General features: G+C 47.8%; 1 protein-coding gene. It reads left to right on the forward strand.

Features of this window, described 5'->3' with window-relative positions:
• A partial coding sequence (locus tag KDK17_RS13130; protein WP_257288241.1) for a hypothetical protein occupies positions 1–1,477 on the forward strand: 1,477 nt, incomplete at both ends.

The raw sequence follows: 1,477 nt of genomic DNA on the forward strand, positions 1-1,477 counted from the left end.
CAAGCCCCACAGGTGCACTTGCAGGAGAGTTGCAACGCAGCAGGATAGAAGAAGTAGTCAATTCTGCCGGAACCATCAAAACGGCCGGTGCTCAGAGTCATTGCGGAGGTATTGCTGGCAGTCACTTTAATAGTGTCATACGCGATAGCGTGAACACCGGTACCGTTTTCACAACTGGACTCAGCAGCTCAGGCGGTATTGCTGGATTGGCCGATCAGTCATCTACCGTTTCAAATGACCTGAATACTGGAAAAATAATCTCCGGGTATGGGGGTTTATCATCTGCCGGTGGCATTGTCGGCACACTGAAAAGCAACAGTATTGCTAACAATAATATGAATACCGGCGAAGTCACTGTTAGCCATTACGAAATTTCCGGGGGAATTGCAGGAGAAGCAGAAGCAGCCCAAATATCACGTAACCTGAACACTGGAAAAATTGACTCAGATTATTTGACAGGCTCCAGACATAGAGAAGGTGGCTACAGTGGTGGAATAGTAGGGAAGAACAGGCAAACCCTTGTCAGCAAAAACATCAATACAGGTAGTGTTTCTACAGTAGGCTTTAACATTGTGGGTGGAATAGTAGGGGAAGTATGGGACGCTCCTGTGATTCAAAATGTAAATGTCGGAACGGTCACTAATGACGGTGGTTATGCAGACGCTGGAGGTATTGCCGGTAAGGTTTCAGGTGGAAGCATTCATGACAACCTGAATGCCGGAGCAGTAACAGAAAAATACGACATTATGGCTTACGTCGGTGGTATTGCTGCGACTGCCAGGTACTCGGCCTCGGTTTATAACAATGTCAATACCGGATCAGTTGAAGCCAAATCAAGATATAGCCATATGAGCCCGGCAGTCGGGCGCCCTCTTGATGTACGTCATATTGCGAATAACCTGGGCACTTTTACAAGGCCTGAATGGCCTGGTTATGAACGACAAAAATACAATAAAGGTGTCGTAAGTCTATCGAAAAGTGCTCTCAAATCAGGCTTGCACGGTTTGAGCAGAGAATTCTGGAACGCCGGTGACGCAACACAGTTGCCGATACTCAAAGGCGTTAACACCCCCTACCGTGACCTTGTCCGAATAAATGGTACCAAACAGGCAAACAACCAGTTTCCCATCGTCCTGAACGAGTTTGCTGACCCCGGTGGTGCCATAGATGCTACCTCTTTCAATTGTACTGTCTGGAACGGTCGGGATGGCTATTTACCTTTTCCAAAGGTTTTCTCCAAACCACAAACATTACTGGCTGGAATTGATTGCACACCAGGGGGATTTGACTGCAGCGGGGTAAAAGACAACACGACAACTCTGTTGACTATAACATTGTCATCTGGAAAGCCGCTAACCACTGAATTGACCACAGCTGCTGCATCCAGTGCCTTGCCTGACAGTACATACCCAACAACCGATGCACTCAGCCTGTCAGACAACTGCCAGCCACCAGAAGGCACACCGCTCTTTCAAAC

This window comes from Endozoicomonas sp. SESOKO2, from assembly GCF_024606245.1.
In the GTDB taxonomy this organism is placed as follows: Bacteria; Pseudomonadota; Gammaproteobacteria; order Pseudomonadales; family Endozoicomonadaceae; genus Endozoicomonas_A.